23 protein-coding genes are annotated in these 25,928 nt (G+C 72.3%); 10 read left to right on the top strand and 13 right to left on the bottom strand.

The genetic code is table 11. The features are described from left to right. Nucleotides 1-326 precede the first annotated feature (326 nt). Together ACWENQ_RS30675 and ACWENQ_RS30670 are read right to left on the bottom strand one after the other, a co-directional pair. Nucleotides 327-1,301 (bottom strand): malate dehydrogenase, encoded by a 975-nt coding sequence (locus ACWENQ_RS30675; protein WP_354906240.1) that lies wholly within the window; start codon nucleotides 1,299-1,301, stop codon nucleotides 327-329. A 55-nt stretch (nucleotides 1,302-1,356) separates the two neighbouring features. Then, nucleotides 1,357-3,552, bottom strand: coding sequence for a protein kinase domain-containing protein (locus ACWENQ_RS30670; RefSeq protein WP_452417308.1), 2,196 nt, complete (start codon nucleotides 3,550-3,552; stop codon nucleotides 1,357-1,359). 216 nt (nucleotides 3,553-3,768) lie between these two features. Between ACWENQ_RS30670 and ACWENQ_RS30665 the strand changes: the two genes are divergently transcribed. After that, the gene (locus ACWENQ_RS30665; protein ID WP_449920071.1) at nucleotides 3,769-4,890 is read left to right on the top strand and encodes a saccharopine dehydrogenase family protein; all 1,122 of its coding nucleotides are present in this window, start codon (nucleotides 3,769-3,771) and stop codon (nucleotides 4,888-4,890) included. Between the two features lie 32 nt (nucleotides 4,891-4,922). After that, complete coding sequence (locus ACWENQ_RS30660; RefSeq protein WP_449920069.1) at nucleotides 4,923-5,912, top strand: hypothetical protein; 990 nt, start codon at nucleotides 4,923-4,925, stop codon at nucleotides 5,910-5,912. A 72-nt stretch (nucleotides 5,913-5,984) separates the two neighbouring features. Here the strand turns inward: ACWENQ_RS30660 and ACWENQ_RS30655 are convergent, their stop codons facing one another. The 4 genes from ACWENQ_RS30655 to ACWENQ_RS30640 form a co-directional block, all read right to left on the bottom strand. Continuing rightward, on the bottom strand, nucleotides 5,985-6,989 hold the full coding sequence (locus ACWENQ_RS30655; RefSeq protein WP_449920066.1) for a polysaccharide deacetylase family protein: 1,005 nt from the start codon (nucleotides 6,987-6,989) through the stop codon (nucleotides 5,985-5,987). A gap of 234 nt (nucleotides 6,990-7,223) precedes the next feature. After that, nucleotides 7,224-8,438: an NADP-dependent isocitrate dehydrogenase gene (locus tag ACWENQ_RS30650; RefSeq protein WP_449920064.1), complete on the bottom strand. Its 1,215-nt coding sequence runs from the start codon at nucleotides 8,436-8,438 to the stop codon at nucleotides 7,224-7,226. A 52-nt stretch (nucleotides 8,439-8,490) separates the two neighbouring features. Continuing rightward, nucleotides 8,491-8,823 (bottom strand): DUF3017 domain-containing protein, encoded by a 333-nt coding sequence (locus ACWENQ_RS30645; protein ID WP_354906246.1) that lies wholly within the window; start codon nucleotides 8,821-8,823, stop codon nucleotides 8,491-8,493. Nucleotides 8,824-9,044: 221 nt separating this feature from the next. Beyond that, entirely contained in the window at nucleotides 9,045-10,166 is a 1,122-nt protein-coding gene (locus tag ACWENQ_RS30640; protein ID WP_449920061.1) for a citrate/2-methylcitrate synthase, read from the bottom strand. Between the two features lie 181 nt (nucleotides 10,167-10,347). On the opposite strand from ACWENQ_RS30640, the gene ACWENQ_RS30635 reads away from it, so the two are divergent. After that, the gene (locus tag ACWENQ_RS30635) at nucleotides 10,348-10,989 is read left to right on the top strand and encodes an FHA domain-containing protein (RefSeq protein ID WP_354906250.1); all 642 of its coding nucleotides are present in this window, start codon (nucleotides 10,348-10,350) and stop codon (nucleotides 10,987-10,989) included. On the opposite strand, the gene ACWENQ_RS30630 is transcribed toward ACWENQ_RS30635, so the two are convergent. Both ACWENQ_RS30630 and ACWENQ_RS30625 read right to left on the bottom strand, forming a co-directional pair. Next, nucleotides 10,986-12,077, bottom strand: a complete 1,092-nt coding sequence (locus ACWENQ_RS30630) for an anhydro-N-acetylmuramic acid kinase (RefSeq protein ID WP_452417307.1) — start codon at nucleotides 12,075-12,077, stop codon at nucleotides 10,986-10,988. The two genes, ACWENQ_RS30635 and ACWENQ_RS30630, sit on opposite strands and share 4 nt — an antisense overlap. 5 nt (nucleotides 12,078-12,082) lie before the next feature. Next, nucleotides 12,083-13,606 (bottom strand): glycoside hydrolase family 10 protein, encoded by a 1,524-nt coding sequence (locus ACWENQ_RS30625; RefSeq protein WP_449920058.1) that lies wholly within the window; start codon nucleotides 13,604-13,606, stop codon nucleotides 12,083-12,085. 133 nt (nucleotides 13,607-13,739) lie between these two features. On the opposite strand from ACWENQ_RS30625, the gene ACWENQ_RS30620 reads away from it, so the two are divergent. From ACWENQ_RS30620 to murQ, 3 genes are all read left to right on the top strand, one after another. Then, on the top strand, nucleotides 13,740-15,155 hold the full coding sequence (locus ACWENQ_RS30620) for a glycoside hydrolase family 3 protein (protein ID WP_452417305.1): 1,416 nt from the start codon (nucleotides 13,740-13,742) through the stop codon (nucleotides 15,153-15,155). Continuing rightward, nucleotides 15,140-16,012, top strand: coding sequence for a MurR/RpiR family transcriptional regulator (locus tag ACWENQ_RS30615; protein WP_354906258.1), 873 nt, complete (start codon nucleotides 15,140-15,142; stop codon nucleotides 16,010-16,012). Before ACWENQ_RS30620 ends, ACWENQ_RS30615 begins: the two co-directional genes overlap by 16 nt. Nucleotides 16,013-16,083: 71 nt before the next feature. Continuing rightward, nucleotides 16,084-16,989, top strand: a complete 906-nt coding sequence (murQ, locus tag ACWENQ_RS30610; RefSeq protein ID WP_452417303.1) for an N-acetylmuramic acid 6-phosphate etherase — start codon at nucleotides 16,084-16,086, stop codon at nucleotides 16,987-16,989. Between the two features lie 119 nt (nucleotides 16,990-17,108). On the opposite strand, the gene ACWENQ_RS30605 is transcribed toward murQ, so the two are convergent. Further along, nucleotides 17,109-17,960 (bottom strand): bifunctional methylenetetrahydrofolate dehydrogenase/methenyltetrahydrofolate cyclohydrolase, encoded by an 852-nt coding sequence (locus ACWENQ_RS30605; RefSeq protein WP_354906261.1) that lies wholly within the window; start codon nucleotides 17,958-17,960, stop codon nucleotides 17,109-17,111. Between the two features lie 110 nt (nucleotides 17,961-18,070). Between ACWENQ_RS30605 and ACWENQ_RS30600 the strand changes: the two genes are divergently transcribed. From ACWENQ_RS30600 to cobM, 3 genes are read left to right on the top strand one after another with little or no spacing between them, the layout of a single operon-like run. Continuing rightward, nucleotides 18,071-18,460, top strand: a complete 390-nt coding sequence (locus tag ACWENQ_RS30600) for a pyridoxamine 5'-phosphate oxidase family protein (RefSeq protein WP_449920048.1) — start codon at nucleotides 18,071-18,073, stop codon at nucleotides 18,458-18,460. Beyond that, nucleotides 18,457-19,662: a precorrin-6y C5,15-methyltransferase (decarboxylating) subunit CbiE gene (gene cbiE, locus ACWENQ_RS30595; protein WP_452417301.1), complete on the top strand. Its 1,206-nt coding sequence runs from the start codon at nucleotides 18,457-18,459 to the stop codon at nucleotides 19,660-19,662. Before ACWENQ_RS30600 ends, cbiE begins: the two co-directional genes overlap by 4 nt. Beyond that, nucleotides 19,659-20,405, top strand: a complete 747-nt coding sequence (cobM, locus tag ACWENQ_RS30590) for a precorrin-4 C(11)-methyltransferase (RefSeq protein WP_452417299.1) — start codon at nucleotides 19,659-19,661, stop codon at nucleotides 20,403-20,405. The genes cbiE and cobM overlap by 4 nt, the downstream gene beginning before the upstream one ends. On the opposite strand, the gene ACWENQ_RS30585 is transcribed toward cobM, so the two are convergent. Beyond that, on the bottom strand, nucleotides 20,396-21,463 hold the full coding sequence (locus tag ACWENQ_RS30585) for a cobalt-precorrin-5B (C(1))-methyltransferase (protein WP_452417297.1): 1,068 nt from the start codon (nucleotides 21,461-21,463) through the stop codon (nucleotides 20,396-20,398). The genes cobM and ACWENQ_RS30585 overlap by 10 nt on opposite strands. 125 nt (nucleotides 21,464-21,588) lie before the next feature. Here ACWENQ_RS30585 and ACWENQ_RS30580 point away from each other — a divergent pair, with 125 nt between their 5' ends. Next, the gene (locus ACWENQ_RS30580; RefSeq protein WP_449920037.1) at nucleotides 21,589-22,329 is read left to right on the top strand and encodes a cobalt-precorrin-6A reductase; all 741 of its coding nucleotides are present in this window, start codon (nucleotides 21,589-21,591) and stop codon (nucleotides 22,327-22,329) included. Here the strand turns inward: ACWENQ_RS30580 and ACWENQ_RS30575 are convergent. From ACWENQ_RS30575 to ACWENQ_RS30565, 3 genes are read right to left on the bottom strand one after another with little or no spacing between them, the layout of a single operon-like run. Further along, nucleotides 22,302-23,765, bottom strand: a complete 1,464-nt coding sequence (locus ACWENQ_RS30575; RefSeq protein WP_449920572.1) for a precorrin-2 C(20)-methyltransferase — start codon at nucleotides 23,763-23,765, stop codon at nucleotides 22,302-22,304. The two genes, ACWENQ_RS30580 and ACWENQ_RS30575, sit on opposite strands and share 28 nt — an antisense overlap. Nucleotides 23,766-23,770: 5 nt before the next feature. Continuing rightward, entirely contained in the window at nucleotides 23,771-24,391 is a 621-nt protein-coding gene (locus ACWENQ_RS30570) for a precorrin-8X methylmutase (protein ID WP_452417296.1), read from the bottom strand. Next, entirely contained in the window at nucleotides 24,388-25,920 is a 1,533-nt protein-coding gene (locus ACWENQ_RS30565; protein WP_452417294.1) for a hypothetical protein, read from the bottom strand. Before ACWENQ_RS30565 ends, ACWENQ_RS30570 begins: the two co-directional genes overlap by 4 nt. Between the last annotated feature and the right edge of the window lie 8 nt (nucleotides 25,921-25,928).

Genomic DNA, 25,928 nt, shown 5'->3' with positions numbered 1-25,928 from the left:
CCATTCTGCCCTGGTGACCTGCGAGAACCCCCCGACCGACACGCGCACCTCGCCCGCGTGCAGGACCCGGGACACCGCACCACGACAGCCGGTGCGACGCATGGGTCACGGTGCGGCACCCAAGCCGCCGTGCCCACGGGTCCGAGGGGTGACGGGAACCCAAGGATCGAGGGGCCGAGGGAGCTAAGGAAGCCAGGGGGCCGAGGGATCGAGGGGAAGGCCGACCGGACCGCTGCGGGGAGGGTCGGTGGGGCCGATCGGGTGGGAGGAAGACGAACGGCCACCGGGATGTCCCGGTGGCCGTGATCGTGGCGTGTCGCGGTGGGTCAGATGAGACCCAGCTCGCGCACCGCGTCGCGCTCCTCGACGAGCTCGGCGACGGAGGCGTCGATGCGCTCGCGGGAGAACGCGTCGATGTCCAGCCCCTGGATGATCTCCCAGCGACCGCCCACCGAGCGGACGGGGAACGACGAGATGAGCCCCTCCGGCACCCCGTACGAGCCGTCCGACGGGATCGCGGCGGAGGTCCACTCGGTGCCGTTGACCCAGTCGTAGACGTGGTCGATGGCGGCGTTGGCCGCGGAGGCGGCGGAGGAGGCGCCACGGGCGTCGATGATGGCCGCGCCGCGCTTGGCGACGGTCGGGATGAAGGTCTCGCGCAGCCACTCGGAGTCGACCTGCTCGGCGGCGATCTTCCCGCCGACCTCGGCGTGGAACAGGTCGGGGTACTGCGTCGCGGAGTGGTTGCCCCAGATGGTCATCTTCTGGATGTCGGTGACCGGCACCTGCAGCTTGGCTGCCAGCTGCGACAGCGCGCGGTTGTGGTCGAGGCGGGTCATCGCGGTGAAGCGCTCGGCGGGCACGTCGGGCGCGTTCTGCTGGGCGATGAGCGCGTTGGTGTTGGCCGGGTTGCCGACCACCAGGACCCTGATGTCGTCGGCGGCGTGGTCGTTGATCGCCTTGCCCTGCGGGCCGAAGATGCCGCCGTTGGCGCCGAGCAGGTCGCCGCGCTCCATGCCGGCCTTGCGCGGCATGGCGCCGACCAGCAGGGCGACGTTGGCGCCGTTGAAGGCGACGTTGGGGTCGTCGGTGATCTCGATGCCGGACAGCAGCGGGAAGGCGCAGTCGTCGAGCTCCATGGCGGTGCCCTCGGCCGCCTTCACCGCCTGGGGGATCTCCAGCAGGCTCAGCTTGACCGGGACGTCGGCGCCCAGCAGCTGACCCGAGGCGATGCGGAACAGCAGGGCATAACCGATCTGTCCGGCGGCTCCGGTGACGGTTACCTTGACGGGCGCGGCCATGGCCTTCCCCTAACTCAGAAGAATCTAATCGTGACTTCTGGATGCTACTCGCTCGTCATCCGCAGGACTCCATCACGGGTACCTTCAGATCGGCCTTGAACTCCACGTGGGGGAAATGGGTGGCCACGAGCTGCCCGATGGTGTTCCGCGCGATCATGTCGGAGATGGCGCCCTTGATCGCCTCACAGGTGCGCGCGTCGCCCTTCTTGATGCCCACGGCGTAGCGCTCGTCGCTCAGCGTCGCGCCGAGGATCCGGTAGCGGGCGTTCTCCCGGTTGGCGAACCCGGCGAGGATGAGGTCGTCACCGGCCACCGCGTCGACCTGGCCCGCGGCCAGCATCCTGATGCAGTCGGCGTAGTTGCCGGCGCTGACGGTCACCATGTCGACCATCTTCTGCACCTTGCGCACGGCCGTGCTGCGCTGGTCGCACAGCTTCTTGCCCTTGAGGTCGGCCGGCTTGGCGATCTCCCTGTCCCCGTCGCGCACCAGCAGTGCCTGGTGGGCCATGATGTACGGCCCGGCGAACTCCACGTCGCTGTCGTCGATCGAGTAGGTGGCCACGACGATGTCGACGTCGCCGTCGGCCAGGGCCTCGGCCCGCCTCGGCGCGGGAACGGCGACGAAGGTGATGCCGCTCTCCGCGACGCGCAGCTCCTTGGCGATGTGCTTGGCGACGTCGACGTCGAAGCCGGAGAACCCGCCGTCGCGGTCGCGGTAGCCGACGCCGGGCACGTCGGCCCTGACCCCGATGGTGAGCTTTCCCGTGGCCGCCGCCCGGTCGACGACCGAGTCGCCCCCCGGTGTGGGCTGCGGTGACCGGTCGCTGACCAGCGCCAGCGGCCAGCCGTACTGGAGGGCGGCGAAGGCGAGCGCGGCGACCAGCAGCACGGCCGCCAGCAGCGCCACCCATGGTGTCAGGGACCTGCGCCGCTTCGCCGGCGGCACCGGGGCGGGCCCGCCGTACGGGGCGGGCTGGTCGGTCGGCGGGGTCGGCCCGTGCCCGGGCGGCTGGGTCGGCGGCCGGCCGCCGGGAAGCGCGGGGAAGGCGGTGACGGGCAGGCTCGCGGACACCGTCGAAGGGCCGGACGCCGAAGCGCCGTGGGCGGTCACGGGACCGTGGGAGCTCCCGGAGCCCTGGGAACTCACCGAGCCGTGGGAAGCCGAAGAGCCAGGGGAAGCGGCAGAACCCTGGGAGGCCCCGGAACCGTGGGAGGCCGCCGAACCCTGGGAGGGCACGGGGCCGTGGGGAGCCGCGGAACCCCGGGAACCCACCGAACTGTGGGAAGCGGCAGAGCCGTGGGAAGCCGCGGCGCCTCCGGAGGCGGTGGTGCCGGCGGGGGTGGCGTGCGTGGCCGGGGAGAGCCGCGCCATCGGCGTCGTGTCGTCGCTGGCGATCTTGACACCCTGGCTGAGCACCGCCGTGGACGCGCCCGCCGTACGCGGGGGATGCCCGAGCAGGCGCAGCAGGATCTCGTCGGCGGAGGGCCGCTCCCGCGGGTCCTTGGTCAGCGCCGCGGCGGCCACCCCGCGCAACGGCTCGGGCAGCATGGAGACGTCGACGACGTGGTTGAGGATGCGGTTGAGCACGACCGCGATGGAGTTGCCCTCGAAGACGGTCACGCCGGTCGCCGCGTAGGCGATGGTGGCGCCCCAGGCGAACACGTCGGTGTAGGGCCCGATGTCGTCGCCGGCGATCTGCTCGGGCGCCATGTACGCGGGGGTGCCGATCGCCCGGCTGGTGATCGTTCCGGTCGAGTCGATGATGCGCGCGATGCCGAAGTCGACCACTCTCGGCCCGTCGGCCGCGATGAGCACGTTGTCGGGCTTGAAGTCGCGGTGGATGATCGACGCCTGGTGGATGGCGGTCAGCGCGGTCGCGGTGCCGATCGCCAGCCGTTCCAGCGCCTGACCGGTCAGCGGCCCGTCGTCCTCCACGATGTCCCTGAGGGAGCGCCCGTCGATGTACTCGCTGGCGATGTAGGGCGTGTTGCCCTCGAGGTCGGCCTCGATCACCCGCGCCGTGCAGAAGGAGGCCACGCGCTGGGCGGCCTTGAGCTCCCTGGCGAAGCGCGACCTGGCGATCGTGTCGCCGCTGAACTTCACGTGCAGCAGCTTGATCGCCGCGCGCTCGCCATGGTTGTCGGCCCCCAGGTAGACGATCCCCTGACCGCCTTCCCCGATCCGCCCGGACAGCGTGAACGAGCCCAGGTGGCTGGGGTCGCCCGCCATCAACGGCGCGATCTGCGGCATTCGTCTTCCCCACGTTGGCTTCGGCCTGACGACGCAAACTTTACGACGCCAAGGAACCTCCCAGGGAACCGTTAACCGTTCGTGACGTCACAGTTGGTGCCCGGGGGACGGTCTCGCGACACCGCCTGACCCGCGCGGTCAGCGGAGGTGTCAGCGGTCGCAGGACCGTTCCTGAGTCTCTCGTCACCACGTCCACAGAATGACATTCTGGCTCTCATGTACGACATCGTGCTGCTCGGCGCGACCGGATTCACCGGCGCCCTCACTGCGGACCACCTCTCCAGGGCTGTCCCTCCGGGATGCCGGTGGGCGCTGGCCGGGCGCGACCGGGCGAAGCTGGAGGCGCTGGGCCTGGACGTCCCCCTCCTGCACGCCGACGTCACCGACACCGCCTCCCTGGACGCGCTCGCCGCCGGGGCTCGCGTGGTCGCCACCACCGTCGGCCCCTATCTGCGGTACGGCGAGCCGCTGGTCGCCGCGTGCGCGCGGGCGGGCACCCATTACGTCGACCTCACCGGAGAGCCGGAGTTCGTCGACAGGATGTACGTCCGTCACGACGGCCTGGCCCGCGAGACGGGAGCGAAGATCGTGCACGCGTGCGGCTTCGACTCCATCCCCTACGACCTCGGCGTCCTCTTCACGGTGGGCCTGCTGCCGCCGGACGTGCCGATCAGGGTCAGCGGGTTCCTGCGGGGCGACGGCAGGCCCTCGGGCGGCACCCTGCACTCGGCGGTGACCGCGATGTCGAGGCCACGGCGGATGGCCGAGGCCGCGGCGCGGCGCCGTGCCGTCGAGCCGCGGCCGAAGGGCCGCAGGGTGAGCGCGCTGCCGGGCGGCGTGCGCTACGTCGGCGGCTGGGCGCTGCCCATGCCCACGATCGACCACCAGATCGTCGGCCGCTCCGCCCGCGCCCTCGACCGCTACGGTCCCGACTTCGCCTACCGCCAGTACTTCGCCGTCCGGCACCTGCCCTCGGCGCTGGCGGTGGCGGCGGGGGCCGGGGCGATGGCGGCACTCGCGCAGCTCCCGGCGGGCCGCGACTGGCTGCTCAGGAAGATCGCCGCTGGTGACGGGCCTTCGGCGGAGCGGCGGGCGCGCAGCTGGTTCAGGCTCACCCTGCTCGGCGAGGGCGGGGGCGAGCGCGTCGTCACCGAGGTCTCGGGCGGCGACCCCGGCTACTCGGAGACCGCGAAGATGCTGGCCGAGTCGGCGCTGTGCCTGGCCTTCGACGACGTGCCCGAGGTGGCGGGCCAGCTCACCACCGCCGTCGCCATGGGGCGGCCGCTCATCGACCGTCTGCGCGCCGCGGGGATCGGCTTCACGATCCTGGAGGGTTGAACCCAGGACCGCGTCGCGCACGTCCTATGCATGTGCTGAACGTACGAATGTGGCTCACCGCGGGTGTCCTGGCGACGACGGCGGCGTGCGGCGCCTCTGAGGCCGCGCCCGGTGGCCTGGAGTGGAAGCACGGGGCGGTGCCCGTGGCGGTTCGCTACGCCGTACCGGACGAGTGTCCCGAGACCGACGGCCCGCCCGAGTGCAGGTCGTGGTGGATCCACGCGTTCAGCGGCAAGAAGGAGACGCTCGTCACCGACTACGACGAGACGCGCGACGCCGACGGCGGCTACGCCTACCGGATCAGGGTGACCGACGCGGCGGTGTGGGTGCCGACCAAGGGCGGCGCGTCGGTCATGCCGGGGTTCCGGCTGAGCGCGGACGGGCACCGGCTCGCCTACTTCAGCGTGGCGCGGCAGCGGTTCGTGGCGCACGACCTGCCCAGCGGCGCGGTGCGCGAACTGTCGCCGGAGATCGACACGGCCAACCTGCGCTCCGACGCCATCGCGGTCTCGGCCGACGGCACGGCGTTCGCGGTGAGCGACGGCGAGCAGGTGCTCGTCACGGAGTTCGACAGCGGCAAGGTCACGACCCTGCCGCTGGTCGACGGCGTGATCGGGATCACTCCTGACACCGTCTTCGCCAGCAAGGACGACACCGTGGTCGGTGTCGTCCGCTCCAGCGGGGCGCGGATGAGCACCGTCGAGGTCCCCTCGACGGCACGGCTGTCTCCCGACGGGCGCTGGCTCGCGCTGGTCGGCGACGAGCCCGCCGACACGATCGAGCTGGTCGCCCCTGCGACGGGCAGGCGGCGGGAGCCGTTGCGGCCGAACCCGCTGCGCGAGCCGACCGTCTCGTCCGCCGAGACCTGGCTGAGCCGCGACAAGCTGCTGATCAGGACGTTCACGGCCGACACCCAGGAGTTCGTCGGCTTCTTCTCCCTCGACCTCACCACCGGACGGACCGCGAGGGTCAAGCGGCTGCCGCTCGCCCCCGAGGCCGTCGCGTTCGGCGCCGTCTCCTAGAACGGCGCCCTTCGAGTGCCGTCTCCTGGAACGACGGCCTTCCAGTGCTGCCGTCTCTGGAACAGCGGCCCTCTAGTACGGCAGCGCGCGCTGCGCGAAGGCCTTGCGCAGGAACGGCGCCTTGAACTTCGGGAAGGCCACCGTCTGCGGGTCGCCGTCCGAGGTGTAGCGCTGGTCGGGGTTGGACTTCAGCCAGTCGAGCCACGCGGTGGAGCAGAACTGCGAGCAGTCGCCCTTCTTGTCCATGGCCCTGATGCGCGGGATGCCGAGCGGGTCGAAGTTCTTGTTGAACGGCGCCGCCGCCGGCGTGTACCCGGCCAGGAACACGCCCGCGTGCTTGTAGGAGGTCGGCCCGCTCTTGCCCGTCGCCGCCCACTCCTTCTTACGCGGCTGGTTCCCGTACGGCAGCGCCAGCGTGATCGGCGCCGCCCCCTCCAGGTCGGTGACCAGGCGCTGGCCGGCGGCGATCTCACCCATGACCTGCTTCTGCGACTTGCCCAGGAGGTTGAGGTGGTCGCGGGTGTGGTTGCCGATGTCGAAGCCGTTCTGCTTCAGCCACAGCAGCATCTGCGACTTCTCCTCCGGCGTGGTCTTGCCGAACATGTCGCGCGTCACGAAGAAGGTGGCGACGGGGCGGAAGCCGGGGTTGTTCCTGGCGACGTCCTGCAGGATGGCGACGGCGGTGTCCGGCTTCACCTGGCCGAGCTCGTCCATGGCGAGCTGCGAGGGCGAGGAGTCGTCGAAGGTGAGGACGACGGGGTGCCGGCCCGCCGGGATGTCGATCCTGCCGGTGACGAGCTCGGCGGCGGTGATCGGCACGTAGCCGTCCTTGGCCAGACGCTCGAGGTCGGCGCGGAACTGCTGGGGGGTGCGGTCGTCGTGGGTGGCCGGCTTCTCGATGACCCGATGGAACATGATCACTGGGATCTGACCCAGCTCGTTGGCCCTGACCTTGGCGGCGGCCGCCGCCTTGGCGGCCTTGGCGGCCTGCGCCTGCCGCTGCAGGGCGGCCTGGTCGAGCTGCGGCTTGGCGAGGTTAGCCCCTGTGTTCGCACCGCCGCAGCCCGCGGTCAACACGCCTATCACTATCAGCCCTGCACCCAGCATCCGCATGGGAACCCCCCGGTAGATCGACTACAGGGTGCTCTTACCCACTCACGGTATGTGAATGGACCGGGTGTAGGTATGGAATCGGCCAGGAGAGCCTTCGCGTGCGGCCACGTGTCGCCCTCCCGCCATGTCCGTGTGGGAGGAACGCGAAAGGGCCGCCCACCGGGCGGCCCTCAGGCAGGGTGAGGCGGAGGAAGAAGGTCAGGCCATCTTCTTCTTGAGGTTCTCGTCCAGCGCCGCCAGGAAGTCCTGGGTGGTCAGCCACTTGGCGTCGCCGCCGACCAGCAGCGCGAGGTCCTTGGTCATCTGGCCGCTCTCGACGGTCTCGATGCAGACCTGCTCGAGCTTCTCGGCGAAGCCGATCACCTCGGGGGTGTTGTCGAGCTTGCCGCGGTGCTGCAGGCCACGCGTCCACGCGAAGATCGAGGCGATCGGGTTCGTGGAGGTCGGGTTGCCCTTCTGGTGCTCGCGGTAGTGACGGGTCACCGTGCCGTGCGCCGCCTCGGCCTCGACGGTCCGGCCGTCGGGGGTCATGAGGACGGAGGTCATCAGGCCGAGCGAGCCGAAGCCCTGCGCGACGGTGTCGGACTGGACGTCGCCGTCGTAGTTCTTGGCCGCCCAGACGTAGCCGCCCTCCCACTTCAGGGCCGCGGCCACCATGTCGTCGATGAGGCGGTGCTCGTAGGTGAGCCCGGCCTTCTCGAAGTCGGCCTTGAACTCGGCCTCGTACACCTCGGCGAAGATGTCCTTGAAGCGGCCGTCGTAGGCCTTCAGGATCGTGTTCTTCGTGGAGAGGTAGACCGGGTAGTTGCGGGCCAGGCCGTAGCGCATGGAGGCGCGGGCGAAGTCGCGGATCGACTCGTCCAGGTTGTACATGGCCAGCGCCACGCCGCTGCCGGGGAAGTCGTACACGTCGAGCTCGATCGGCTCGGTGCCGTCCTTCGGGGTGAAGGTCAGGGTCAGCGTGCCCTCGCCGGGAATCTTCAGGTCCGTGGCGCGGTACTGGTCGCCGAAGGCGTGACGGCCGACCACGATCGGCTTGGTCCAGCCCGGCACCAGGCGCGGCACGTTGGACATGATGATCGGCTCGCGGAAGATGACGCCGCCGAGGATGTTACGGATGGTCCCGTTCGGGGACTTCCACATCTTCTTGAGGCCGAACTCCTCGACCCGGGCCTCGTCGGGGGTGATGGTGGCGCACTTGACGCCCACGCCGTACTTGTTGATGGCGTTGGCGGCGTCGATGGTGACCTGGTCGTCGGTGGCGTCGCGGTGCTCGATGCCGAGGTCGTAGTACTTCAGGTCGACGTCGAGGTAGGGAAGGATCAGCTGGTCCTTGATGAACTGCCAGATGATCCGGGTCATCTCGTCGCCGTCAAGCTCGACGACGGGGCCCTCTACCTTGATCTTGGGCATGCGTATGGTTCCCCTTCGTGACAAATGATGATTGAGGTTATCGGAGGCGGCGTCACCGGCCGAAAAGGGCCAGAAGCTGCGCCTTCAGGTCGGGGTACTCCAGGAACAGCGCGGTGACCACCAGCGCGGCTCCGAGCACCACCATGGTGGAGACATCGGCGTTCTTCGCTCGTACGGCAAGCGCCCCGCCGTAGCCGGCGAAACGGACGGCGGCGGCGACCAGGATCACGGCGCCGAGCGCGAAGCCGCCCCATTCGGCGTCCACCAGGAAGATCGCGAGCACGCCGAGAGCCGCACCCGCCAGAATCGGCGGGTACGGTCCCCATCTCTCGTCGCTCGGGCGCCCGTCGAGGCGGGCGCCCTCGCTCTCTTCTGCCTGGCTCATCGCTCGTGCCTATGGTCGCATCCGCGGAGGGCCGTGCCGACCCCGACGCCCGGATTCGGGCCCAAGACCCGGCTCATCGCGCGCGCCCATGGTCGCATTCGCGCGGGCCTGCGTTGGCATCGACGGCCTCGCTCTCTCCGGCCCGGCTCATCGCGCGCGCCCATGGTCGCATTCGCTCGGGCCTGCGTTGGCATCGACGGCCTCGCTCTCTCCGGCCCGGCTCATCGCTCGTCGATGGGCTTCCACTTCTGGTCACGCTCACCGATGTACTCACTGTCTGGCCTGATCAGCCGGTTGTCGGCGTGCTGCTCGATGACGTGCGCCGTCCAGCCGGACATGCGGCTGACCGAGAAGACCGGGGTGAACAGATCGGTGGGGATGCCCAGGTAGTGGTAGACCGTGGCGGCGTAGAAGTCGACGTTGGGATACAGGCCCTTGGACTCGAAGACGACCTCCTCCATCTCCTTCGACATCCGGTAGTAGGTGTCGTCGCCCGACGCGGTGGCCAGTTCCTCCGACATCCTGCGCAGGTGCGTCGCGCGCGGGTCCTCGGTCTTGTAGACGCGGTGCCCGAAGCCCATGATCTTCTCGTGCGCGGCCAGCTTGTCGCGTACCGACTGCGCCACCTGTGACGGGTCCAGCGACTCCAGCGTCTTCATGACCTGCTCGTTCGCGCCGCCGTGCAGCGGGCCCTTCAGCGTGCCGATGGCGGCGACGATGGCCGAGTGCATGTCGGACAGCGTCGCGGCGCACACGCGGGCGGCGAACGTGGAGGCGTTCATCGTGTGGTCGGCGTGCAGGACCAGGCAGGTGTCGAAGATCTCGACCTCGCGCGGGCTCGGCGTGCGGCCGGTGACCTGGAGGAGGAAGTTGCCCGCGATGCTGAGGGAGTCGTCGGGTTCGGGCAGGTCCTTGCCGGTGCGGGCGGCGTGGTAGTACGCGACGAGCACCGGCTGCTGGGCCGTCAGACGGGCGGCCTTGCGCAGGTTGGCGTCGGCGGCGATGGAGTCCTTGTCGGGATCGTCGGCGCCGGACAGGGAGACCAGCGAGCGCAGCGCCTCCATCGGCTTCTGCTTCTCCGCGATCTCGGCGATGTTGGCCGACACCAGCGCGCCCAGCTCGCGTCCCCTGACGAGCTCGTCGCCGTACGCGCCCAGTTCCTGACGTGTGGGCAGCTTGCCGCGCTGCAGCAGGTGGGCGGTTTCTTCGAACGTCGCGTGGCCGGCCAGGTCATGGATGTCGTATCCACGGTAGAAGAGGCGACCGGCCTTCCCGTCGATGTCACTCAGCGCTGTGGACGCGGCGACGACATCGGCCAGGCCTTTTGTGGGCTTGTCCGCCATGTGTGTTTCCTCCGCTTATCTCCGCCGAAAGTCTACCCGTGAGCAGGCAAAACCGGCCGCAGAGGTCCAGACCAATTTCACGCCGGATTCTCCTTATGGCAAAGGCGATTCCCCATCCCTTCGTTTGGGTAAGCCGGAGCTGTAGTAACAGTAACGGCGGGCTACCTGGGGAGGAACTGCCGTGGAGGGGCCCTTCATACGCATCGAGGACACCGGCGAGGTCGTCCCGTTGCGTCCCGAGATCACGACAGTGGGAAGGGGCCGGGGCGTCGACATCCGGCTGACCGACCCGAGCGTGTCTCGGCTCCACGCTGAGTTCGTTCGGCGCGGACCCTACCTGTATGTCGTTGACCTGGGCCTGTCCCGCAACGGCACGCGGGTGAACGGGAGGCCGATCGCCCGGAGGGTCCTTGACGACGGCGACGTCGTCTCCTTCGGCGCGGCGCGCGGACGCATCGGTGGCGTGCCGCGCGAGGACTTCACGCCCGAGGTCGAGCTCCGCAGGGCCGCCGCGCCCGAGCTCACCAGGCGCGAGGTCGACGTGCTCACATCGCTGTGCAGGCCCGCCCTGTCGGACGAGGCGTTCGTCGCCCCGGCCACGGCGCGCGAGATCGCCGACGATCTCGTGGTGACCGAGGCGGCGGTCAAGCAGCACCTGCTCAGGCTCTACCAGAAGTTCCGGATCCCCGAGGGCACCAACAGGCGCACCAGGCTGGCCAACGAGGTGGTGGCGCTCGGCCTGGTCAGGCCGACGCCGGTGGTGCCGCCACAGCGCACCGGAACGTCCCAGGAGAGCCAGCCGGCCGGCCGCCGCGCCAGTTAACCGACCCGCAGGGCGACCGGTGCTTCGGCGAGGGGTTCCGGCAGCCTGAGAGGTCCGGATCCCGGGGTGATCGTGCCGAGTATGCGCGGGCCTGCCGCGCCCGTGCATGCCGGCACGGTGGCGGGCAGGCCGTGCGCGGTCAGCCAGCCGAACAGCGAGAAGGCGATCGCCTCTTTCGCGTCGGAAGGGATGCCGAGCTCGTCGCTCGGGACGAGCCGGGCAGGCGTGAGCGCGGCGAGCATCCCCATGAGCGTCGGGTTGCGCGTGCCGCCGCCGGAGACGATCACGGTGTCGAGCCGGTGCCTGCCGATCTCGTCGGCGACCGTCCTGGCCGTCAGCGCGGTCAGCGTCGCCACGAGGTCGGCCTGCGGCAGGTCCGAGGTGACGTAGCCGGGCGTGAACAGCTCCTTGCCGGTCGTCTTGGGCGGGTCCAGCCGGTAGTACGGCTCGTCCAGCAGCTCGGCCAGCAGCTTCTCGTCGACCGTGCCCGCCGCCCCGAGCGCCCCGTCCCTGTCGTACGGCGGCGCGGCCGCGTCGATGAGCGCACAGGCGGGTCCGGTGTCGTAGGCGTACTCGGCGGTCGTGAGGTTGGCGATGCCGCCCAGGTTGAGCGCCCCCGCCCGGCCGGGCAGCCCGCTGATGAGCAGCCGGTCGAGGTAGGAGACCAGGGGCGCGCCCTGCCCTCCGGCCGCCACGTCGCGCACGCGCAGGTCGGAGACGACGGGCAGGCCGGTGCGTTCGGCGATCCACGCCGGCTGGCCGAGCTGGAGCGTGCCGTGCACCCGGCCGTCGGACACCCAGTGGTAGAGCGTCTGGCCGTGGGAGCAGACCAGGTCGGCCTCGCCCGCGGCGAGCGCGGCGTCGGCGAAGGCCTGTCCGATGAGCGTGTCGAGCGCGCACACCTCGGCCATCGTGACGGGAGAGGGCGGCAGGGCGGCCAGGAGGCGGGCTCTCAGCTCGGCAGGATAGGGACGTTCGCCGGTGTGGGTGATCACACCGGTGAGGACGTCGCCCTCCATCGACCAGTCGACGATCGCGCTGTCGATCCCGTCGTGGGAGGTGCCGGACATCAAGCCGAGAACCCGCATGTCTCCTACCAGACTTTTCGGCCGCGGCTGGGCCGGCTGGTCCTGCTGACCCGGTCGACGGCCATGACGTAGTAGTGGTCGCCGTTCTTGCCCTCGGCGTCCACCCAGCGTACGAGCCGGTCGCCGGGGACGACCGCCACCAGGTTGCGGGCGTCGTCGAAGGTGTCGATCTCCTCGGCCGCCCGGAAGATCGCGAACTGGAACGGCTCCTGACCGCCGGTCGCGACGATGTTCAGCTCGACGCCGCCGGACACCTTGCGCACGTGGGCGAGGACGGGACGCTTCGGCTTCTCGCCGTCGGCGAGCCTGGGCAGCAGCGGCGGCAGCGCGGGCCGCTGGTAGTGGTCGCGGACCGCCGTGGTGACCGAGCCGATCCGGTCGACGCGCAGGTCGTTGGCGTTGTACCAGATGTCGCCGCCGACCTGCGGGTGCGCCCGGTTGAGCGTCAGGTGCTTCGACAGCTCGGCGGGGTCCTGCCACTGCGGAACCTGGGCGGGGTCGCCGGCCTTGTAGGCGGCCTGGCCGATCCACAGCATGGTGCCCGTGCCGTTCGCCACGTCGGACCACCACGGCACCAGCTTGCTGTAGTCGGCGGGCGGCTGGCCGATGTACCAGTAGAGCTGGGGCGCGATGTAGTCGAGCCATCCCTTCTTGACCCAGCCACGGGTGTCGGCGTGCAGGTTGTCGTAGGACTGGCCGCCGTTGGTGTCGGAGCCGAGGGGGTCGGTGCCCTTGTTGCGCCAGATGCCCGACGGGCTGATGCCCCAGGCCACCTCCGGCTTGGCCTCCCGGACCCGCTGCTGCATCTCCGAGACCATCAGGTCCACGTTGTGGCGCCGCCACGAGGCCAGGTCGGGGAAGCCCGCGCCGTGCGTGGCGAAGGTGTCGGCGTCGTTGAAGGCCGTGGTGTTGGTCGGGTAGAAGTAGTCGTCGAAGTGCAGGCCGTCGATGTCGTAGCGGACCAGCGCGTCGAGCATCGCGTCCTGGCAGAACTTCCGCACTTCCGGGATGCCCGGGTTGTAGTAGAGCTTGCCGCCGAAGGGCAGGATCCACTCGGGGTGGACCCGTCCGGGGTGCGAGGGGTGCAGCTTGGTCGGGTCGGCCTGCATCGAGACGCGGTAGGGGTTGAACCACGCGTGGAAGGTCAGGCCGCGCTTGTGGGTCTCCTCGACGGCGAAGCCCAGCGGGTCGTAGCCGGGGTCCTGTCCCTGCACGCCGGTCAGCCAGTGCGACCACGGCTCGAACTGCGACGGCCAGAAGGCGTCGGCGGTCGGCCTGATCTGCACGAAGACCGAGTTGAGCCGGCGCTCGACCGCCAGGTCGAGCCAGGCGATGAACTCGGCCTTCTGCTCGTCCGCGGTCAGCCCCTGCTTCGACGGCCAGTTGATGTTGACGACGGAAGCGATCCACATGCCGCGCATCTGGCGCAGCGGAGGCACGTAGTCGGGCTCGGCGAAGGCGGGGAGCGGCACGACGGAAGCGGCTGCCGCGAGGGCCAGACCCTTCAGAACGGTCCTTCTAGTGGGCATGGGGGGTGCCTCTCGGGGGAGGTGGTTGTGTTCCAGGGCGACGATGGCAGAAAATTACCTTCAGATCAACAATTGTGAAAGAAAATGCCGCGCGGGCCGGTCACCCGGTCACGACGCGAACCGAGGAGGTTCTGTGCCCGCTGACCTGCACCGACTCGCCCTGGCGGTCCTCCAGCCCGGGTTCGAGGGCGTCACCGCCCCCGACTGGCTGCGGAAGGCGCTGGGCGAGGGGCTCGGCGGCGCCGTGCTCTTCGCGCGCAACGTCTCGCCCGCCACGGCGGACCTGGTCGCCGCCCTCCGCGCGGAGAACCCCGGCGTGGTCGTCGCCATCGACGAGGAGGGCGGCGTCGTCACCCGCCTCGAGACCGGCGAGGGCAGCTCCTTCCCCGGCAACCGGGCGCTCGGCGTGGTCGACGACGAGGAGCTGACCGAGCGGGTGGGCCGCCAGATCGGGCGGATGCTCGCCGAACTGGACATCACCCTCAACTACGCCCCCTCCGTCGACGTCAACGCCAACCCGGCCAACCCGGTGATCGGGGTCCGCTCGTTCGGGCCGACCGCCGACCTGGTCGCGCGCCACTCCGCCGCCTACGTCAGGGGCGTGCAGGGGGCGGGTGTGGCCGCCTGCGCCAAGCACTTCCCGGGCCACGGCGACACCGTCACCGACTCCCACCTGGCGCTGCCGACCGTCCACGCCTCCCTCGCCGAGCTGCGCGACCGCGACCTGCCGCCGTTCAGGGCGGCCATCGAGGCGGGCGTGCGGTCCATCATGTGCGGGCACCTGCTGGTCCCCGCACTCGATCCCGCGATGCCCGCCACGCTGAGCCGTACGATCCTGACCGGGTTGCTCAGGGAGGAGCTCGGCTTCGACGGGATGCTGGTCACCGACGCGATCGAGATGAAGGCGGTCGCGGCGATGTACTCGCCGGGCGAGATCGCGGTCCGGGCGCTCAGGGCGGGCGCGGACGCGATCTGCGCGGGGCTGGTCACCGCCGAGGGTCTGGCCGAGATCCGCGACGCCATCGTGGCCGCCGTGCGCGACGGGTCGCTCCCCGAGGAGCGCCTGGCCGAGGCGGCGGGGCGGGTGCGGGCCCTGTCCGACTGGTACGGCAGGCAGCCGCGCGACGCCGCGCCCGACGCCGAGGCCGGCATGGAGGCGGCGGTCAGGGCGCTCACCGTCACGGGCTCGGCCCGGCTGACCACCGCTCCGCTGGTCGTCGAGGTCAACACCCGCCACAACCAGGCCGTCGACCCGAACACCCCGACAGGCCTGGCCGCGGCGCTCGGCGAGGTGCTGCCGGGGACCGAACGGACCTCCTCCCCCGAGCTCTCCTCGGTGCCCGGCGAGCGGCCGGTGGTGCTGGTCGTCCACGACGCGGCCCGGCACGCGTGGGTGCGGGACACGGTGGCGCAGGCCGTACGGCAGCGCCCCGATGTGATCGTCGTCGAGACGGGCATCCCCGCCGAGCCCGCGGGCGCGGCCCACATCGCCACGCACGGCATCTCCAAGGTCTCGGCGAAGGCGGTGGCACGATGGCTGACCAGATGAACGAGCCGGTCAACCCGGTCTCGGCGGTGCGGGCGGTGCTGCCTTCGCTCACGCCCGCGGCGCAGGCCATCGCCAGGATCATCCTGGACGATCCCGGCCTGGTGGTGCGCAGCACGATCACCGAGTTCAGCGCGGTGTCGGGCACCAGCGAGGCGACCATCGTGCGGACGGCGCGCGCCCTCGGCTACTCCGGCTACTCCCAACTCCGCTTCGCGCTGGCGGGCGCCGTCGCGCGGGACACCCCCGAGCGGCTGGTGCCTGGCGACCTCGGACCCGACGACCCGCTCACCGACGTGATCGCCAAGGTGACCAGGGCGGAGGTGGACGCGCTGTCGGACACCGCGGAACAGCTCGTGCCCGACCAGCTCGGCGAGGTCGTCGCGGCCATCGCCGCCGCCCGCAGGATCAACGTCTACGGCGTGGGCGCCTCCGGCCTGGTGGCGGCCGACCTCGCGCACAAGCTGATGCGCATCGGCCTGTCGAGCCATCCGTTCAACGACGCCCACCTCGCCCTGACCAGCGCCGCGCTGTTGCACGAGGGCGACGTCGTGGTGGCGGTGAGCTGCTCGGGCGAGACGACGGACGTGATCGCGCCGACCAGGACGGCGAAGGAGGCGGGCGCGCTCGCCATCGCCATCACCAACAACCCGCGTTCCTCGCTGGCCCAGACCGCCGACCACGTGCTGGTGTCCGCAGGGCGGGAGACGGCCTTCCGGCCCGGGGCGCTGGCCAGCAGGATCAGCCAGCTCCTGATCGTCGACTGCATCTTCGTCGGGCTGGCGCAGCGCACGTTCGACAGCTCCGAGACGGCGCTGCGCGCCACCAGGGAGGCGTTGGAGATCTTCAGAACGCGATGAGGGGTGCCGATGAAGGAAATTTTCACATATAGTCGTGGATAGCTAGCTTTTCTCCATCCTGCGGGGGGACCATGACGCGCGGCATCTCCGATCTCGTCACCGAGCAGCGGCTGCCCGGACTCGACGACCTCGATGTGCTGCCCACGCTCGAGCTGGTCAGGCGCATGAACGAGCAGGACTCCCTGGTCCCCGCCGCCGTCGCGGGCCAGTCCGAGCAGATCGCCGCCGCCGTCGACGCCGTCTCCGCGCGCCTGCGCGACGGCGGCAGGCTCATCTACCTCGGAGCCGGTACGGCCGGGCGCATCGGCATGCTCGACGCCAGCGAGTGCGGCCCCACCTTCGGCACCAGCCCGTCGGAGGTGTTCGCGCTCATCGCGGGCGGGCCCTCGGCCTTCACGGTCGCCGTCGAAGGCGCGGAGGACTCGGCCGCGCTGGCCGTCGCCGACCTCACAGAGGTGGAGGTGTCCGCCGCCGACGCGGTGGTGGGCATCTCGGCCAGCGGGCGCACGCCGTACGCGGTGGGAGGTGTACGGCACGCCCGCGCCGTCGGCGCGCTGACCGTCGGGGTCGCGTGCAACGCGGGCTCGGCGCTCGGCGCGGCGGCGGAGATCGCCATCGAGGTGGTGGTGGGCCCCGAGTTCCTGACGGGGTCCACCAGGCTCAAGGCCGGAACGGCACAGAAGCTGGTCTGCAACACCATCACGACGCTGTCCATGGTGCGGCTCGGGCGCACGCACGGGAACCTGATGACGCACCTGGTGGCCTCGAACGAGAAGCTGTGGGTCCGCGCGCGCGACATGGTCTCGACCATCACCGGCCTGCCGGACGCCGAGGTCGCGCCGGCTCTCCGCGCGGCGGACGGCTCGGTCCCCGCGGCGGTCATCATGCTCCTCACGGGCGCCGACCCGGCCGAGGCCCGCGCCGCCCTCGACCGCACCTCCGGCAACCTCCGCGAAGCCCTCCGTTCCTTCGCCTGACCGACCCCGGGCGAGGACACCGCGTGACCGGACGAGCGACCCTCGTCCGGTCGGCGGACCGCATGGAGAGGGACCGTGTGACGGGGAGAGCGATCCTCCTCCCCGTCACACCCACTCCGTCAGGCGAGCGAGCGCTCCGCCGCCTCGACCACGTTGGCCAGCAGCAGCGCCCGCGTCATCGGCCCCACACCACCGGGGTTGGGGGTGAGGAAGCCGGCCACCTCCGCCACGTCAGGAGCCACGTCACCGGCGATCTTGCCGTCGACCCGCGACACGCCCACGTCGAGCACCGCCGCGCCCGGCTTGACCATGTCGGCCGTGACGAGCCCGGGCACGCCCGCCGCCGCCACGACGATGTCGGCGCGCCGTACGTGTGCGGCCAGGTCGGTCGTGCCGGTGTGGCAGAGGGTCACGGTCGCGTTCTCGGTGCGCCTGGTCAGGAGCAGGCCGAGCGAGCGGCCCACGGTGATCCCGCGGCCGACCACCACGACGTCGGCGCCCTTCAGCGGCACGCCGTACTCCTGCAGCAGCAGCACGATGCCGTGCGGCGTGCAGGGAAGGGGGGCCTCGACCATGTGCACGAGGCGGCCGAGGTTGACCGGGTGGAGGCCGTCGGCGTCCTTGGCCGGGTCCATGCGCTCCAGCAGCGCCATGGTGTCGAGGTGCTTGGGCAGGGGGAGCTGGACGATGTAGCCGGTGCAGGAGGGCGAGGCGTTGAGTTCGTCGATGGCGGCCTCGACGTCGGCCTGGGTGGCCGTCGCCGGCAGGTCGACACGGATGGAGGCGATGCCGACCTCCGCGCAGTCGCGGTGCTTGCCCGCGACGTAGATCTGGCTGCCGGGGTCGTCGCCGACCAGCACAGTGCCGAGCCCGGGCACGACGCCCCGCTCCTTGAGCGCGGTCACCCGCGCGGTGAGGTCCGCCTTGATCTTGGCCGCGGTCGCCTTGCCGTCGAGTTTCACAGCGCTCATGTCCACATCCTTGCAGAGCCTCCCGCGCCGTCCGCAAGCCCCGTCCCGTCAGGTGAGCGCGGGGCCTCGCTACCCTGACCATGCAGAATGGACGGACGAAAGGGGCGAAGGTGGATCTGGCCGCGCGGGGAGCGGGGTTCGCCGAGTTCTGGCGGGAGCGGCACCTGTGCACGCTGACCACCGTCAGGCCGGACGGCACGCCGCACGTGGTGCCCGTGGGCGCGACGCTCGACCTGGAGACGGGGATCGCGAGGGTCATCACCTCCGGCACCTCGCGCAAGGCCCGCCTGCTCGCCGGCGACGACGGCGCCCGGGTGGCGCTGTGCCAGGTCGACGGCCGCCGCTGGTCCACGCTGGAGGGCACGGCGACGGTGCGGACCGAGCCCGAGCGGATCGCCGACGCCGAGGCCCGCTACACCGCCCGCTACAAGCCGCCCCGGCCCAACCCGGCCCGGGTGGTCATCGAGATCGAGGTCACCCGCGCCATGGGCAGCGTGTGATCACCGTCGTCGGTGTCGGCGCCGACGGCTGGGACGGCCTGTCGCCCCAGGCCCGCCAGGCCGTGGCGGAGGCGGGCGTGCTCTTGGGCTCGGCGCGCCAGCTCGGCCTGGTGCCCGACGGCCGGGCGCGGAAGGTGAGCTGGCCCTCGCCGCTGCTGCCCGCGCTGCCGGGGCTGCTGGCCGAGTTCAGCGACGCGGCGCCGTGCGTGCTGGCCAGCGGGGACCCCATGTTCTTCGGGATCGGCTCGACGCTGGCCAGGCTGGCGGGCCCGGAGAACCTGCGCGTGCTGCCGCACCCGTCCAGCCTGTCGCTGGCGTGCGCGCGCCTCGGCTGGCCGGTCGAGGAGACGGCGGTGGTCAGCCTGGTCGGCAGGCCGCTGGACGCGCTGCGGCGCGCCGTCCTGCCGGGGCGCCGGCTGCTGGTGCTGGCGGCGGACGCGCGAGGGCCCGCCCTCGTGGCCGGACTGCTGCGGGAGCACGGGTACGGCGCGAGCACCCTCCACGCGCTGTCGGACCTGGGCTCGGCGGACGAGACGCGCCACACCGGCCAGGCCGCCACGTGGGAGCGGGACGGCACCGCCCTGACCGTGGTGGCGGTGGAGTGCACGGCCGACGAGGGGACGGTGCCACGCCCGCTGGTGCCCGGCCTGCCCGACGACGCCTTCGAGCACGACGGGCAGCTCACCAAGCGCGAGGTGCGCGCGGTCAGCCTCGCCCACCTGGCCCCGCTGCCGGGCCGGCTGCTGTGGGACGTCGGCGCCGGCGCCGGCAGCATCGCGATCGAGTGGATGCGGGCCGACGCCGGCTGCCGCGCGATCGCCGTCGAGAGCCACCCCGAACGGGCGGCCAGGATCGGGCGGAACGCGGCGGCGCTCGGCGTGCCCGCGCTGCGCGTCGTCACGGGGCGGGCGCCCGCCGCCCTGGAGGGGCTCCCCGCGCCCGACGCGGTCTTCGTCGGCGGCGGGGCCACCGTGCCCGGCCTGCTCGAGGCGTGCTGGCACGCCCTGCCGCCCGGCGGCAGGCTGGTCGCCAACGCCGTCACCCTGGAGTCGGAGTCCGTCCTGACCTCCTGGTACGGCAGGAACGGCGGCGACCTGGTACGTCTGTCGGTCAGCAGGGCCGCCCCGATCGGCGGCTTCACCGGCTGGCGGACGATGATGCCGGTGACCATCTGGACAGCGACCAAGGAGAGCGGCACGTGACCGTCCACTTCATCGGCGCGGGACCCGGCGCGGCCGACCTCGTCACGCTGCGCGGGCTGCGCCTGATCGAGCGCGCGCCGGTGTGCCTGTACGCCGGCTCGCTCGTGCCTGAGGAACTGCTGGAGTCGTGCCCGCGGGACGCCCGCCTGGTCGACACCGCGAACCTGACGCTCGACGAGATCGTGGCCGAGCTGGCCGGCGCCCACGCCAAGGGCCTGGACGTGGCCAGGCTCCACTCCGGCGACCCGTCGGTCTTCAGCGCGATGGCCGAGCAGATGCGGCGGCTCGACGCGATCGGCGTGCCGTACGAGGTGGTGCCGGGGGTTCCCGCGTTCGCGGCGGCGGCCGCGTCGCTCGGCAGGGAGCTCACCGTGCCCGGCGTCGGCCAGACGATCATCCTCACCAGGACCTCGGCGCGGGCGACGCCCATGCCGGAGGGCGAGGACCTGGCCACGCTGTCGGCGAGCAGGGCCACCATGGTCCTGCACCTGGCCGTGCAGAGGATCGCGCAGGTCGCGGCGGAGCTGACGCCCGCCTATGGCGCCGACTGTCCCGTGGCGGTCGTCGCCCGGGCGAGCCGCGACGACGAGCTGATCCTCAAGGGCACCCTCGCCGACATCGCCGACCAGGTGCGGGCCGCGGGCGTGGTCAGGACCGCGGTGATCGTCGTGGGCAGGGTGCTGGCGGCCACCCAGTTCCCCGACAGCCACCTGTACTCGGCCGCGCGCTGCCGTCAGCCGTGACGGCCCACGATCACGCCCGCCCGGTCGATCACCACGACGTCCACCTCGACGGGCGCGCCGCGCAGCACCCCGGCCGCGGTGGCGTGGGCCCGCTCGGCCACCAGGTCGCCGAGCGGCACCCCCTCCTCCTGGGCCATGCGGAGGGCGTGCAGCGCGGTGTTGGCGCCGCGGATCCGCTCCGCCAGCCCGGTGCCCTCCCCCGCCAGCCTCGCCAGCAGGTCGAGGTTGACCTGGGAGCGGCCCGAGTGCAGGTCCAGGTGGCCGTCGGCGAGCTTGGACAGCTTGCCGACACCGCCCGCGATCGTCAGCCGCGGCACCGGGTGCCGGCGCAGGTACTTCAGGACGGCTCCGGCGAAGTCGCCCATGTCGAGCAGGGCGTCCTCGGGCAGGCCGTACAGTTCGGCGGCCACGCGCTCGGAGGTGCTGCCCGTGCACCCGGCCACGTGCGTACGGCCCGCCGCGATGGCCACGTCCACGCCCCTGCGGATGCTGTCGATCCACGCCGAGCACGAGTAGGGCACGACGACGCCGGTCGTGCCGAGGATCGACAGGCCGCCGAGGATGCCGAGCCGGGGATTCCAGGTCCGCCGGGCCAGTTCCTCCCCGTGCTCGACGGAGATCTCCACGATGACGTCGCCGCTGCCGCCGACGGCCGCGATGTGCTCGGTCATCATCCGGCGCGGGACCGGGTTGATGGCCGGCTCGCCCACCTCGAGCGGCAGGCCGGGCTTGGTGACCGTGCCGACGCCCGGGCCCGCCCTGAAGGTGACGCCGGTGCCGGGGGCGGCGTGCCGTACCGTCGAGGTGATCAGCGCGCCGTGCGTCACGTCGGGATCGTCGCCGGCGTCCTTGACCACGGAGGCGGCGGCGAAGCCGACGCCCAGCGACTCCCTGGCCAGGGCGAACGCGGGCCGCTGGCCCTTGGGCAGGGTGATGGTGACCGGGTCGGGGAAGTCGCCGGTCAGCAGCGCGGTGTAGGCGGCCGCGGTGGCCGCGGTCGCGCACGCGCCGGTGGTCCAGCCGTGGCGCAGCCCTGTGCTCGGGGACGCGGTGCTCATGTGCCGCGGACGCTCATGTCGAGGACGCTCATGTCGAGGACGCTCAAGTCGAGGACGCTCATGTCGAGGACGCTCATGTCGAGGACGCTCAAGTCGAGGACGCTCTTGTCGAGGATGGAGGGGACGTGCGGCGGATCCTGATCCTGGGTGGCACGGCCGAGGCGCGCGCCCTGGCGGCCGCCCTCGACGGCGCCGTCCACGTCGTGTCGTCGCTGGCCGGGCGGGTGCGCGACCCCAGGCTGCCGGTGGGCGAGGTGCACGTCGGCGGGTTCGGCGGCGCGGCGGGGCTGGCCGCCTGGATCGCCGCCAACCGGATCGACGCCGTGGTGGACGCCACGCACCCGTTCGCGCGGCGGATGACCGCCGGGGCCGTCGAGGCGTGCCGTACCGCGGGAGTGCCGCTGCTGGTGCTGCGGCGCCCCGGCTGGCCGCCCCGGCCCGGCTGGGTGCTCGTCGACTCGCTGGAGGAGGCCGCGCGGACGCTGCCCTCGCTGGGCCGCCGCGTGTTCCTGACGACCGGGCGCAGGAGCCTGCCGGTGTTCGCCGGCCTGTCCGGTATGTGGTTCCTGGCCAGATCGGTCGACCCGCCCGAGCCGCCGGTCCCCGCCAACGTCCACGTGGTGCTGGCGCGCGGCCCCTACACCGTCGAAGGGGAGCGGGCGCTCATCCGCGAGCACCGGCTCGACGTGCTGGTCACCAAGGACAGCGGCGGCGAGATGACCACCGCCAAGCTGACGGCCGCCGCCGAGCTCGGACTGCCCGTGGTGGTCGTGCGACGGCCGCCGCTGCCCGAGGACGCGGTGCTCGTGGACACCGTGGCGGCGGCCGTGGCGTGGGTTCATGCCGGGTATCGCCTCGGGGTGTAGACGACGCCGTCGCCGGTGACGCGGGTGGTCGAGGAGCCGACGATCAGCAGGCAGCGCATGTCGACCTGCGCCGGGTCGAGCCCGGCCAGCGTGGTCACGGTGATCGTCTCCTGCGGCCCCCCGACGTCGCGGCCGATCACCACGGGCGTGGCCGGGTCGCGATGCTCCATGATCAGGTCGCGGGCGGCGTCCACCTGCCAGGTACGGCTGCGCGAGGCCGGGTTGTAGATCGCCAGCACCAGGTCGGCCGCGGCGGCGGCACGCAGCCGCCCGGCCACGATGTCCCACGGCTTGAGCAGGTCCGACAGGGAGATCACGCAATAGTCGTGCCCCAGCGGCGCCCCCGCCCTGGCGGCCACGGCGTGCGCGGCCGTCAGGCCCGGCACGATCCGCACCGGCACGCCGGGGAAGCCCTCGGCCGCCTCCAGCACCGCGCTGGCCATCGCGAACACGCCGGGATCGCCGGACGAGACGACCGCCACCCTGCGGCCCTGGCGGGCCAGCTCCAGCGCGTGCGCGGCCCGCTCGGCCTCCACCCTGTTGTCGGTGCGGTGCCTGACCTGGCCCGCCCGCTGCGGCACCCGGTCCACGTACGGGCCGTACCCCACCAGGTCGGTCGCCTCCGCCAGCACCTGCCGCGCCTCCGGCGTGAGCCACTGCGCTCCCGCGGGCCCGAGCCCCACCACCGCGACGCCCGGCCTCAGCTCCTCGTCGGCCCGCCCGCCGCCGCTGGGCAGCATCGCCAGCGAGAAGTACGGCACGCTCGCCGGGTCCACGTCCTTGAGCGGCTCGATCCGCTGGCTCGCCGTCGTCGCCCGCTCGACGTACCACGCCTCGTCCAGCCGGCCCGCCTCCGCCAGCGCGTCACGGACCTTCTCGAAGGTCCTGCCGAGCTTGAGCACGGCCACCGAGTCGGCGCTCTTCAGCTTCTCGGTGATGACGTCGGCCGGGAGCGTGCCGGGCAGCACGGTCAGCGTCTCCTCGTGCTCCACCAGCGGGCGTCCCAGCACCGCCGCCGCCCCCGCCACCGAGGTGACGCCCGGCACGACCTCGGTCTCGTAGCGGTGGGCCAGCCGCTTGTGCATGTGCATGTAGGAGCCGTAGAAGAGCGGGTCGCCCTCGCACAGCACCACGACGACCCTGCCCGCGTCCAGATGGGCGGCCAGCCGCTGCGCGCACTCGGCGTAGAAGTCCTCCAGCGCGCCCTGGTAGCCGCCGGGGTGGTCGGTGGTCTCCGTGGTCAGCGGGTACTTCAGCAGCTCCTCGACCTGCCCCTCCCGCATGTACGGCAGCGCGATCGACCGCGCGATGCTCCTGCCGTGCCTGGCGCTGTGGTAGGCGATCACGTCCGCCTCGCCGATCAGCCTGGCCGCCTTGACCGTCACCAGCTCGGGATCCCCGGGCCCCAGCCCCACCCCGAACAGCCGTCCCGCCACGTCGCTCACTCTCGTTCGGAGGCGATCGCGTTGACCGCCGCTGCCGCCATCGCACTGCCGCCCCTGCGGCCGTGCACCACCAGGTACTCCAGGTCACCGCTCGCCAGCGCCTGCTTCGACTCGGCCGCCCCGATGAAGCCCACGGGGATGCCGAGCACCGCCGCGGGGCGTCCCGCGCCCTCCTCGACCAGCTCCAGGAGCCTGAACAGGGCGGTGGGCGCGTTGCCCACGGCGACGACCGCGCCGTCCAGCCGGTCGCGCCACAGCTCCAGGGCGGCGGCGCTGCGGGTCGTGCCCATCCGCTCGGCCAGCCCCGGCACGCCCGGGTCGCCGAGGGTGCAGATCACCTCGTTGTCCCTGGGCAGGCGCGCCCTGGTCACCCCGGAGGCGACCATCATGGCGTCGCACAGGATCGGCGCGCCCCCGCGCAGGGCCGCCCGCGCCGCGGCGACCACGCCCGGCGAGTAGGCGAGATCGGCGACCAGGTCGGTCATGCCGCAGGCGTGGATCATGCGGACGGCCACCTGGGCCACGTCCTGCGGCAACCCGGCCAGGTCGCTCTCCGCGCGGATGGTGGCGAACGAGCGCCGGTAGATCTCCGCGCCGTCGCGGATGTAGTCGGTCATATCCCCTCTTCTTCGGTACGGCCCGCGACACGGTAGCCGGTCGGGGTGGCGACGACGTCGACCACCTCCCCCGCCGGACGGCCGCACCGCCGTTCGCACCCGGCCCAGTGGACCGGGCGGGCCGGTGGTTCGTGGCCGGGCCGTTCCGCCCAGCGTCTGGCGTCGAGCTGGACGTCGGCCAGGGATTTCGCGCACCCCGGGCGGCCCGTGCAGGCCGACAGGCCCGCCCACGGCGTCCCTGCGACGGCGACCAGCCCGGCAGCGGTGAGCCGGTCCGCGATCGGCTGGACGGCGTCGGCGGGCAGGTCGGGCAGGACGACGGTGCGCCACGGCGTGACGCGGATCTCGGCGGCGCAGGCGGCGAGCGCCGTGGCCTGACCGGCGGACAGGCGGCCGAGCGGGACCACCACCTCGAGCGCGACCCTGCCGTCACGCTGCGGGCGGGTCCCCGCGTCGCGCACCCCGGCACCGCGCGCGGCCGTCTCGACATCCGGGGCCACCATCTCCAGGTCGTCCCCCTGTCGGGCCTGCGCGGGAGCCTGGTCGTCCCCCTGCCGGGCCGGGGCGGGAGTCTGGTCGCCCTGCCGGGCCGGGCCGGGGAACCGGGCGTCCTGTCGCGGAGTCGCCGGGCCGGGGTCCTGGGTGGTCGGCGGGTTCAGGCGGGCGGCGAGCCGGGCCGGGCCGTCCGGGAGGTCGGTGACGCGCCAGGCGGTGCCGTCGCTCAGCTCCATGAAGACCGAGGCCGCCGCGAGCATCAGCGGAACAGCGCCGGACACGGTCACGGGTACGGCCTGCCGTTCCCCACCGAGCAACAGCACCCCGCCGACGGGCGAGGTGGCAAGGAAGGTCACGTCGGCGCCGCAGGACAGGACGTCACCGGTGCCGTCGTCCAGGGCGAACAGGAAGCGGCCGGAGAGCGCGGCCAGCTCGGGGGCGGCGCACAGCCGGCGGTCCAGGTCGGCGACCAGCGGCCGGACGTCCACCAGGGACGAGGGGGCGCGTCCCGCCAGCGGTGAGGCGAGGATGTTGCGGACCCGCTCGTGGGTGGCCGACGGCAGCAGCCCCGCCGCCGCCATCCGCGCCGCGAAGACCGGCACGCTCGCCGCGGCCGCGCCCGGTCCGGGACCCGCCCGAAGCCCGTCCGGCGCCACGCCCGCGGAAACCCCCGCCTGCGCCGCGCCGGCGAGCGGTGCGCCCGGCACCGCTCCTGAGGGGATGCCGTCCGGCGCCATGTCCGCTGCCGCGACGCCGGCCGGGGCCGGGCGAGCGGGCGTCCCGGCAGGTGGAGCGGCGGGCGGGGCGGGGGTGACGCGCAGGCCGCGGACCTGGAGGTTCGCCCGGGAGGTCAGCTCGATCACGCCCGATCCCAGCTCGGCCGCGCACGCCGCCACCTCGCCCAGCTGGGCCGCCGTGAGGACGCCACCGGGGATGCGGACCCGGGCGAGCGCGCCGTCCGCGGCGGTGTGGACCTGAAGGGCCCCGGGACACGCATCAGGGCGCAGGTGTCCTGAAACGTCGGTTATGTCCACGGGGAGGA

This window comes from Nonomuraea sp. NPDC004354 (assembly GCF_053602555.1).
Note: the sequence above shows the minus strand (reverse complement) of the source record. Positions and strands in the feature narration are given on the sequence as shown.

Coding starts and splice junctions, on each gene's coding strand:
- ACWENQ_RS30675 (WP_354906240.1), bottom strand. CDS start 1,301: ATGGCCGCGCCCGTCAAGGTAACCGTCACCGGAGCCGCCGGACAGATC.
- ACWENQ_RS30670 (WP_452417308.1), bottom strand. CDS start 3,552: ATGCCGCAGATCGCGCCGTTGATGGCGGGCGACCCCAGCCACCTGGGC.
- ACWENQ_RS30665 (WP_449920071.1), top strand. CDS start 3,769: ATGTACGACATCGTGCTGCTCGGCGCGACCGGATTCACCGGCGCCCTC.
- ACWENQ_RS30650 (WP_449920064.1), bottom strand. CDS start 8,438: ATGCCCAAGATCAAGGTAGAGGGCCCCGTCGTCGAGCTTGACGGCGAC.
- ACWENQ_RS30645 (WP_354906246.1), bottom strand. CDS start 8,823: ATGAGCCAGGCAGAAGAGAGCGAGGGCGCCCGCCTCGACGGGCGCCCG.
- ACWENQ_RS30640 (WP_449920061.1), bottom strand. CDS start 10,166: ATGGCGGACAAGCCCACAAAAGGCCTGGCCGATGTCGTCGCCGCGTCC.
- ACWENQ_RS30630 (WP_452417307.1), bottom strand. CDS start 12,077: ATGCGGGTTCTCGGCTTGATGTCCGGCACCTCCCACGACGGGATCGAC.
- ACWENQ_RS30625 (WP_449920058.1), bottom strand. CDS start 13,606: ATGCCCACTAGAAGGACCGTTCTGAAGGGTCTGGCCCTCGCGGCAGCC.
- ACWENQ_RS30615 (WP_354906258.1), top strand. CDS start 15,140: ATGGCTGACCAGATGAACGAGCCGGTCAACCCGGTCTCGGCGGTGCGG.
- murQ (WP_452417303.1), top strand. CDS start 16,084: ATGACGCGCGGCATCTCCGATCTCGTCACCGAGCAGCGGCTGCCCGGA.
- ACWENQ_RS30605 (WP_354906261.1), bottom strand. CDS start 17,960: ATGAGCGCTGTGAAACTCGACGGCAAGGCGACCGCGGCCAAGATCAAG.
- ACWENQ_RS30585 (WP_452417297.1), bottom strand. CDS start 21,463: ATGAGCACCGCGTCCCCGAGCACAGGGCTGCGCCACGGCTGGACCACC.
- ACWENQ_RS30570 (WP_452417296.1), bottom strand. CDS start 24,391: ATGACCGACTACATCCGCGACGGCGCGGAGATCTACCGGCGCTCGTTC.